We start from the raw sequence: 8,553 nt of genomic DNA, 5'->3' as shown, positions 1-8,553 counted from the left end.
GCCGGGCAGTGGCGCGGCGAGCCGCCGTTCGAACCCGTCTGGTTCCCGGGCTTCCGGGGGGCTCCAGACGACCTCGGCGAAGGCGGCGAGCCGGGGGAAGGCGGCGTAGTCGACCCGGCGGGGTGAGTCGAGGTGCTCGCTCCACAATTGGGCCTGGGCTCCCAGCACCCGCGCGGCCACCGCCGCCGGTGTCCCGGCCGGCACCGGTTCGTAGCGGTAGACGTCGGCCAGGGTCCGCAGGAAACCGACCGGGACGGGTTCGTCGGGGTGGTCGGACTGGCGGTGGTCGAGGTAGACGTGCTGTTCCGGGCAGAGCAGGACGTCGTGTCCGGCCGCCGCGGCCCGGTGGCCCGTCTCCACGCCCCGCCAGCAGCCGATCACCGCGTCAGCGGGCAGGTCGGGGCCGTCCAGGACCTCGTCCCACCCCAGCGCCCGCCGTCCCCGGTCGTGCAGGTGGTCCACCATGCGCCGCACGAACCACCCGTGCAGGTCGGCCGGTCGGGCGAGTCCGAGTTCCGCCGCCCTGCGGCGGGCCAACGGGCTGTGGTCCCACTGTTCGGTGGGAACCTCGTCCCCGCCCAGGCACACCACGGGAGAGGGGAACACCTCCATGACGTGGTCGAAGACGTCCCGGAAGAACGCGACGGTGTGGTCGGAGGCGTTGAGGATGTTGGGGTTCACCCCCCAGGAGGGCCACACGTCCAGCAGGCGGCTCTGTTCGTTGCCCAGCTCCGGGTAGGCCGCGATCGCGGCCTGGCTGTGGCCGGGCACGTCGACCTCGGGGACGACCGTGACGTGCTGTTCGGCCGCGTAGGCGACGATCTCCTGGAGGTCGGCGGTGGTGTAGAAGCCGCCGTGGGGCCGGTCGTCGAAGGTGTCCGTCGTGCCGCGTCCCACCATGGAGCGCCGCCGCCACCCGCCCACCTCGGTCAGCCGGGGGTAGCGCGGCACCTCCAGCCGCCACCCCTGGTCGTCGGTCAGGTGCAGGTGCAGGACGTTCAGCTTGTGCGCGGCCGCCAGGTCCACGAACCGGAGCACCTCCCGGGTGGGGAGGAAGTGCCGGGCCACGTCGAGCAGGCAGCCCCGCCATCCGAACCGGGGCCGGTCCACGATGCGCCCGCAGGGCATCGACCACGGGCGGGAACCGGTGGGAGCCGCGCGGAAGGCGGCGGGGCCGAGCAGCTGGCGCAGGGTCTGCGCCGCGTGGTGGGCGCCGGCCGGGTCGGAGGCGGCGACGGTGACGCGCCGTTCGGCGAGGTCGACCCGGTAGCCGGCGGGGCCGGGCACCCTCGGGTCGAGCGTGAACCGGATCGACCCGCCGCCTCCGGTGGAGTTCAGCGGGAGCCCGGTGGCCGCGCCGAGGCGGCGCCGCAACCACCGCACGGTGTCGGCGGTGGCCCGGTCCCCCACCAGGGCGGTGGAGGTGTCCAGGGTGAACCGGCCGGGTGCCGGGACCGCCGACACCGGACGAGGCAGCAGACCGTCGAAGGACAACGTGATCACCCCTTCACGGCGCCGGCGAGCCCCGACACCAGATGGCGTTGCACGAGGACGAAGAAGACCAGGACGGGCACGGTGAGCAGCGTCGAGCCCGCCATGATCGCTCCCCAGTCGTTGCCCTCAGGGGAGAAGAACACCAGGATGGCCATCGGCAGGGTCTGGTTCTCGGTGGCGGAGATGATGAAGGTCCTGGCGAAGAGGAAGTCGTTCCAGGCGTGGATGAACGACAGGACGCTCATCGCGACGAGACCCGGGGCGACCAGCGGGAAGAGCACCTGCCAGGTGAAGCGGAACCGGCTGGCGCCGTCGAGGGTGGCGGCCTCCTCCAGGTCCTTGGGCACGGCGGCGACGAAGCCGCGCAACATCCAGATCGCGAAGGGCAGGCTGAACGCCAGGTGCACCAGGACCAGCGAGCCGAGGTGGTTCAGCCCGAGCCGAGGCGCCACGTCCCCGACCGAACGCATGAGGAAGAACAGCGGGATCGTGAGCGCCTCGACCGGCACCATCTGGGCCACCAGCAGCATCACGGCGAGCACGGTGCGGCCCCGGAACCGGAACCGGGTGAGGGCGACGGCGGCCAGGAACGACAGGAACAACGAGAGCACCACGACGGCCAGGGCGACGACCACGCTGTTGAGGAAGTAGCCGCCCAGGCCCTCGACCTGGAACACCCGGCGGAAGTTGTCCCAGGTGGGTGCGGTGGTCCACGGGCGGGGCGCGCTGCTCTGGATCTCCCCGGGGTGTTTGACCGCCGACAGCACCATCCAGTACAGGGGGAAGGCGACGACGAGGGCGATGAGGAGGGTGAGGATCTCGGCCAGGGTCCGCCCCGGACGGGCGAGGAGACCGCTCCGGCGGCGCGCGGGGGTCCTGGTGCTCATGGCTCCTCCGTCCCCCGCTGGGCCCGCAGGTAGCCCAGGGTGATCAGCAGCAGGATCCCGGTCATGACCACGCCGATCGCCGCGCCCAGGCCGTAGTTCGACGCGGCGAAGGCCTCCTGGTAGGCGTAGACGTTGAGCACCAGGTTGCGGCCGGCCACCCCGCCGCCGTTGGTCATCACGTAGATCTGGGTGAAGATCTTGAAGTCCCAGATGATCGACTGGATGGTGGCCACGATGAGCAGGCCGCGCAGCATGGGGATGATGACCGTGCGCAGGGTGCGCCACGGGGTGGCCCCGTCCAGCGCGGCCGCCTCGAGGACGTCGGTCGGGATGGACCGGATTCCGGCGTAGACGGTGATCATGACGAACGGGAACGAGCACCACACGACCTGGGCGGCGACGAGCCCGAAGGCCACGTAGCGGTCGTAGGTCCAGGAGAAGTTCTCCACGCCCGCGAGTCCGACCCCGGCGAGCACCTCGTTCACCAGGCCGAAGTCCTGGTCGAACAGGAAGAGCCACACGGTGGACCCCGCGACGGCCGGCGTCGCCCACGCGCCGAGGGCGGCCAGGAAGAGCGCCATCCTCGGCAGGGCCCTGACCCGGCTGGCGAGCACGGCGAGTCCGATGCCGACGGTGAGGCTGCCCACCACGCACACGGCGGCGAAGACGCAGGTCTGGACGAGGACGGTCCAGAAGCGGGGCTCCCCGAAGAGCTGGGCGTAGTTGTCCAGGCCCACGAAGTCCAGCGGGGCTCCCCCGCTGGCCTGGGCCTGCCCGTAGTCGAACAGCGAGATGACGCCGAGCTGGTAGAGGGGGTAGGCGAGCATCGCGGCGAGCACGAACCCGGCGGGGGCCAGGTAGAGCAGGGCGGCCCGCAGGTCGGGGGACACCCGGGGGCGGCGTCGTGGTGCCCCACCACGGTGGGTGGAGGCGCCGCCCGGGGTGGTCGGAGTGGCCGGGACCCGCATGGTCAGCTCCCGAAGGCGGCGTTCATCGCGTCGGCGGCATCGGCCGTCGCGTCCTCCACGGGCTCTCCGGTGGCCACGCGCTGCACCATGGTGGGCAGCACCGCCTGCGCGTCGATGCGCGCCCAGGCCGGGGTGGGGGGCACGAAGCGGGTTCCGGCGCGCAGGGTCTCCACGAACGGTCGCACGGCGGGGTCCTCGTCGGCGAGGTCGCGTTGCAGGTCGGCGAAGGTGGGCAGGTTGCCCATGGCGGTGTACATCTCCCGCTGGTACTCCTTGCCGCCGAGGAGCTGGACGAACTCGCGGGCGAGGGTGGACCGGCGGGAGGAGTTCAGCACTCCGAGGAGGTTGCCGCCGGCGAAGGCCGGCGCGATGGTGCCCGGTTCGGTCCCGGGCAGGGGGACCACGGCGTACCGGCCGGCCGCCTCGCCCGCGTCGACGGCCGCGCGGTTGAAGTCGCCACCGATGGTCATCGCCGCCGCGCCGGAGGCGAAGACCTGCACGCTCTGGGTCCCGGTGAGCATGGCGCACTGCTCGGGTGGGCAGATGTCGGGCGCGAGGAGGGAGGAGAACAGCTCCACCCCCGCCCTGGACTGGGCGCTGTCCACGGTGGCCCGCCAGGTCCCGTCGCGCTGTTCGGCGAGGTCCCCGCCGCTGGCCCAGACGAAGGGCATCAGGGCGTAGTGGTAGTTGCCGCCCACCGCGATCCCGTACAGATCGGGGCGGGCCGCCCTGATCCGCCGGGCGGTGTCGCGGAGCTCGCCGAGGGTGCGGGGCGGCGCCAGGCCGAGTTCGTCGAAGACGTCCGTCCGGTAGTAGAGGGCTCGCGCGCCGGTGTACCAGGGCAGGCCGTACACGCGGCCGTCGACGGTGGCGGTGTCCAGGACGGAGGGAAGGAGGTCCGATGCCTCCGGCCACGCGGCCAGCGCCTCGGTGAGGTCGGCGAACCCGTTCGCCTCGACGTAGGCGGCGAGGTCGGTGTTGCCGAACTCGGCGACGTCGGGGGCGCTGGCGGGATCGTTGAACGCTCCGGTGAAACGCTCGGACCTGGCGTCGACCTGGAGGTAGCTGACGTCGACCTCGACGTCCTCGTACTGCGCCTCGAACTCGGCCACCGCGCGGTTGACCACCGCCTCCTTGGGGCCCCGGTCGGCTTCGTCGAACAGCCAGACCCGCAGGATGCCGGTCAGTTCGTCCTCCTCGGCGAGGCCGCTGGTGACCTGGGGCGGCCCGCAGGCGGCGAGGACGAGCAGCAGCAGGGACAGCGCGGCGGCCGGGACGGGTGTTCTCCGTGGCATGGGTCCTCCGTCGGAGTCGGCTCGGTGGCCTGGGCGGGTGCCGGGGTGGGCCTTCCGGTCCTCGAAGGCGTGGTCGCCCGGTCTCCCGAAGGCGCGCACGGGCACGGGACGCCTGCGGGCGAGGGCGGCTGGGTGATCGCGCAGGGGAGGCGGCGTGCGGGGTGTCGGTGGTGGCGGCCCCGATGCCGTCGGCCCGGCCCCGGTCCAGGGTTCGGGGCTCCTGGTTCGCGCGGGCTCGTCGTGGAGCGGGGTCAGGGGCTGAACAGCAGGCAGCAGACTCCGGGGGCTTCCAGGGCGGGCGTGCCGGAGGTCAGCAGTCCGGTGCCGGCGTCCCGGGCCAGCCTGGTGACCGTTCCCGAGTCCTGGTTGGCCACGTAGAGCGCGTGCTCGCCCGGGTCGAGGGCGAAGTGCCGTGGCCAGGCCCCACCGGTGGGGGTGTTGGCCAGCAGCGTCAGCTCTCCGGGCGAGGACCGCGGATGGCGGGAGGTGTGGTGGAGGTCGGTGGCGAACACCGCGATGTCGTCGTCTCCCCGGTTGGAGGCGTAGACGGCACGGCCGTCCCGCGACACCGCGATCTCGGCCGGGAAGTTCTCCCCGGAGGCGGTGGGGCGGCGGGTGCTGGTCGTCGCCCCACCGGTGATGCGTCCGGTGGTGGCGTCCCACCCGAGCACGGTGACCGTCGAGCCCAGCTCGGCCAGCAGGTAGGCACGGCGGCCGTCGGGGTGGAAGGCCAGGTGCCGAGGGCCGGTTCCCGGCGGCGCGTCCCACCGCTGGTGTTCTCGTAGTCTTCCCGCCCGGGAGTCGAGGGTGTAGACGAACACGGCGTCCGCGCCGAGGTCGACCGCGAGTACCCAGCGGCCACTGGGGTCCGGGAGGATCTGGTGGGCGTGGGGGTCGCCGGAACCTCCGGCGTGGCGCACGAGGTGGGTGGCCGGGCGGAGCCGTCCGTCGTCTCCCAGCGGGTGGACGACCACGGAGCCGTCGGTGTAGTTGGCGGTGAGCAGGAACCGGCCGTCGGGGGTCACGCTGAGGTGGGTGGGCCCCGCGCCGTGGGTGGGTCGCGAGTTCAGCACGGCGGGGCGGTGGGGGTCGGCCAGGCTCAGGGCGGTGACCCGGCCCTCGGGGACGAGTTCGTTGGTGGCGTAGAGGAACCGCCGGTCGGGGGAGAGAGCGAGGAACGAGGGGTCGGGGACACCGCTGACGGTCGAACGCCGCGCCAACTCACCCGTCCCGGCGTCGTGCCCGGCGATGTCCAGGTCGCCGCCCGGCGGTCGGGTCCAGGAGAAGCTCCCCAGGTAGACCGGGCTCAGCCCGGAGGCACGAGCGGGGCCCGGGAGGGGGGACTCTCGCGCCGTGCCCTGGTGCGGGGACAGGAGGGCCGCGCCGACCGCGGCACTCGTCGTCAGCAGGAACCGTCGTCGGTTGGCTTCGGCGGACATCGTGCGCCCCTCCCTGGTCGCCGCGCCGGGCGTGCACGGAACGCGGATCGGACCGTGGTCACTGGGTCGGGTGGTGGACGGCCTGGTGTCACCTCGCCGGGCGGCGTCGCCGCCTCGGGTCCACCCAGTCTGCACGGACACCGGTGCGTGGTATAGACCATTTCGGCGCAATCGACCGGACATCTTGCCGGTCTGGGCCGTTCGGTGTCGCCGGGTTCGCGTCCTCCTGGCGCAGCGCTGCGGGTGCCCGGTCCTGGGCCGTCGTGCCGGTGGTCCCCCCGGGTACTCCCCCGCGCCCGGCCGTCCTCCCTTCGCGGAGGCGCACCTCACGCCGGTCCGGCCCCGCCCGGTGGGGCCCCTGCCCACGGCACCGGCTCGGGACCCGGCACTCGTACCGGCCGCCCACCGGCACGCCCCGGCCCGACCGGCGGCCGGCGGGGCGGCACCGGAGCGGATCAGCTTCCCCCGCGCGCGACGACGACACCGCCCACCCGCCGCAGCGCGCGGCCGGGGAGGGCGTCGGTGCGCCGTCCGTCCGCCATGACCGGAACCCCGTTGACCAGCACCCAGGGAATCCCCACCGCCGGCGCGCGGGGTGCGTCGAACGTCGCCGCGTCCAGCACGGTGCGGGGGTCGAAGAGCACCAGGTCCGCGACGTTCCCCCGGCGGATGCGTCCCCGGTCGCGCAGTCCGATCCGGTCGGCGGCGCGGCCGGTCATGCGGGCCACGCACTCCGACAACCCGAGGACACCCCATTCCCGGACGTAGCGGCCCAGCAGCCGGGGGAACGTGCCCCAGCCGCGCGGGTGAGGTCTGGCGCCCACGAGGATCCCGTCGCTGCCCACCATGTGCCGGGGGTGGCGCATGATCTCCCGGACGTTGTCCTCGTGCCCGACGTGCATCAGGCAGGTCGTGCCCAGTCGGTCGGCGAGCAGGACGTCCAGGTACAGCTCGCCGGCCGGCCGGCCGAGTCTGCGCGCCGAGGCCGCGACGGAGTGCCCCACCAGGTGACCGTGGGCGGCGGTGTCCGCGACGCCGCTGATCTCGATCGTGTCCCAGTCGACGGGCACGCCGTGGCAGCCGTCGGAGCCCTCGACCTCCAGCGCGTGGAGCACGGCGGCGCGCCGTGGAGCGTCCCGGAGGCGGTGCGGGATGGCGTGGACGCCACCGGCGGCGACCCAGCTCGGGAGCAGGGCGTGCAGGGAGGTGCTGCCGGCCCGGTACGGGTAGGTGTCGAGGCTGACGTCGACGCCCGAGGCGAGGGCCTGGTCGATCCGGGCCAGGAGTTCCCCGGCTCGCCCCCGGTTGACCTCGAAGTTCATCGTCGCGTGGGTCAGGTGCACGGCGCACCCGGCGCGCGCGCCGATGTCGATCACCTCGGCGTAGGCCTCCAGGGCGCCCGCGCCGTAACCGCGGTGGTGGGGGGCGTAGTAGCCGCCGTGGCTGGCGACGACCTCGCAGAGCGCCACCAGTTCGCCGGTGCTGGCGAACATGCCCGGCGGGTAGGTGAGGCCCGAGGACATCCCGATCGCGCCCTCGCGCAGCGCGGTGTCGAGGAGCCGCCGCATGTCCCGGATCTCGGTGGAGGTCGCGGGGCGGTCGTCGTGGCCCACGCACAGCATCCGCAGGGTGCCCTGCGGGACCAGGTAGGCGACGTTGGTGGCGACGCCGAGGTCGAGGCGGTCCAGGTACTCGCCGACCGTGCGCCAGGTCCAGGCGAAACCGGCCGGATCGCCGTTCCACCCGGCCAGCTGGACCCGCAGCGCGTCCAGCGCCTCGGCGTTCACCGGGGCGTAGGACAGGCCGTCCTGCCCGAGGACCTCCAGGGTCACCCCCTGCGACACCCTGGCGAGGTGGTCGGGTTCGGCGAGGATGGGCAGGTCGGAGTGGGAGTGCATGTCGATGAAGCCCGGTGCCAGGACCAGGCCGTCGGCGTCGAGCTGGCGCCGGGCGACCAGTCGCCCCGGTGGTCCGATGTCGACGATGCGGTCGCCGTGGACGAGCACGTCCGCGTGGGTGCCCGGCGATCCCGTTCCGTCGAGGACCAGCGCGCCCCTGATGGCCAGTTCCATCCGTGTCCCGGTCCCTCCCGCGCCGCCGCGCTCCCGCCTGGTTCCTGGTGGTCGCCACCGGGGTCGGTCCCGGGGCGCGGTGGCCGGTGCCGCGGGGTCCGCTCCTGCGCTCGTGGTCGCCGACCGTGTCCCGGCCCACACCGTGGGTAGCAGTCGTCGGCGGGTCAGGTCAACAGGGTCCCGGCGCGGCTCGGCGGGTGCTCGGGCGGGTCGGGGTTGAGATCCACGTGAGACTCCAGGGGTCCTCGGAACTCCTAGCGTCAGGGGCGTCAGGGCACCAACGACCTGGTCCGGTGCCACCTACACGGCCCTGACGGTGGGAACCGCCGGCCCGGGAGCGACACGAGGGGGTTTCCCATGATTCGTCGACTGCGTACCGCGGTGGTCGCCGGCGTGCT

Annotated in this window: 6 protein-coding genes; all 6 read right to left on the bottom strand. The window is 73.4% G+C overall.

From position 1 onward, the window contains the following. Positions 1-1,494: beta-N-acetylhexosaminidase (locus ACTIDRAF_RS29055; protein WP_039787505.1), on the bottom strand; the 1,494-nt coding region annotated here is incomplete at its 3' end. A 5-nt stretch (positions 1,495-1,499) separates the two neighbouring features. After that, entirely contained in the window at positions 1,500-2,381 is an 882-nt protein-coding gene (locus ACTIDRAF_RS0215140) for a carbohydrate ABC transporter permease (protein WP_016699576.1), read from the bottom strand. Further along, positions 2,378-3,349: a carbohydrate ABC transporter permease gene (locus tag ACTIDRAF_RS0215135; protein WP_052168845.1), complete on the bottom strand. Its 972-nt coding sequence runs from the start codon at positions 3,347-3,349 to the stop codon at positions 2,378-2,380. Before ACTIDRAF_RS0215135 ends, ACTIDRAF_RS0215140 begins: the two co-directional genes overlap by 4 nt. A 2-nt stretch (positions 3,350-3,351) precedes the next feature. After that, positions 3,352-4,644, bottom strand: a complete 1,293-nt coding sequence (locus ACTIDRAF_RS0215130; RefSeq protein WP_026066137.1) for an extracellular solute-binding protein — start codon at positions 4,642-4,644, stop codon at positions 3,352-3,354. A gap of 251 nt (positions 4,645-4,895) precedes the next feature. Next, entirely contained in the window at positions 4,896-6,083 is a 1,188-nt protein-coding gene (locus ACTIDRAF_RS0215125) for a lactonase family protein (RefSeq protein WP_016699573.1), read from the bottom strand. 455 nt (positions 6,084-6,538) lie between these two features. Next, positions 6,539-8,155, bottom strand: coding sequence for an N-acyl-D-amino-acid deacylase family protein (locus tag ACTIDRAF_RS0215120; RefSeq protein ID WP_016699572.1), 1,617 nt, complete (start codon positions 8,153-8,155; stop codon positions 6,539-6,541). Positions 8,156-8,553 lie beyond the last annotated feature (398 nt).

Source organism: Actinoalloteichus spitiensis RMV-1378 (genome assembly GCF_000239155.1).
In the GTDB taxonomy this organism is placed as follows: domain Bacteria; phylum Actinomycetota; class Actinomycetes; order Mycobacteriales; family Pseudonocardiaceae; genus Actinoalloteichus_B; species Actinoalloteichus_B spitiensis.
The sequence above is the reverse complement of the archived record's forward strand: the minus strand, read 5'-3'. Positions and strand labels throughout refer to the sequence as shown.